The sequence below is a fragment of the Streptomyces flavofungini genome (assembly GCF_041028215.1).
Classification (GTDB): Bacteria; Actinomycetota; Actinomycetes; order Streptomycetales; family Streptomycetaceae; genus Streptomyces; species Streptomyces flavofungini_B.
On sequence record NZ_JASKYR010001517.1, the window covers coordinates 1 to 495 of the forward strand.

A 495-nucleotide genomic window follows, 5' to 3' on the forward strand; every position below is an offset into this window, starting at 1 on the left:
CCTCCCCCGTCAGGGAAAGGGGGTCACTCGAGGTCGCGCAGAGCCGTGTCCAGGGCCCGCCGCACCTGGAGGGCGTCCGGGGCCACCGCGGTGACCAGGACGCCGGGCCCGGCCAGCGGGGTGAGCGCGGCCCACTCGCCGAGGAGCGCCGCCTCCGGCCGCCCCTGCTCGTACTCGGGCCGCACGACGACGAGCTGTCCCACCGCCCTGCGTCCCCCGAGCACCGCGGGTCCGTCCCAGCCGCCCGGGGCGCCGGGACCGAAGGCAAGTTCCTGGTCGAGCAGCGGGGCCCCCGCGCGGTGCACGGTCAGGCGGCTGGTCAGCCGTCCGGGGGCCTCGGCGACCCGGCCGAGGACCTGCTCCTCCCGCAGCACGAGCCGGGCGCCCGCGGCGAGCCCGACGCGTGTCGAGAGCCGCAGGTCGCTGTCGCGCACCGAGATCACCTGCTCGGGCAGCCAGCGCAGTTCCGCACCGTCGGCCACGTCGATCCGTACG

Annotated in this window: 1 protein-coding gene; it reads right to left on the bottom strand. The window is 77.6% G+C overall.

From position 1 onward, the window contains the following. Window positions 1-23 precede the first annotated feature (23 nt). On the bottom strand, window positions 24-495 hold a 472-nt coding region (locus AB8Z36_RS41955; protein ID WP_369218557.1), incomplete at its 5' end, for an urease accessory protein UreD.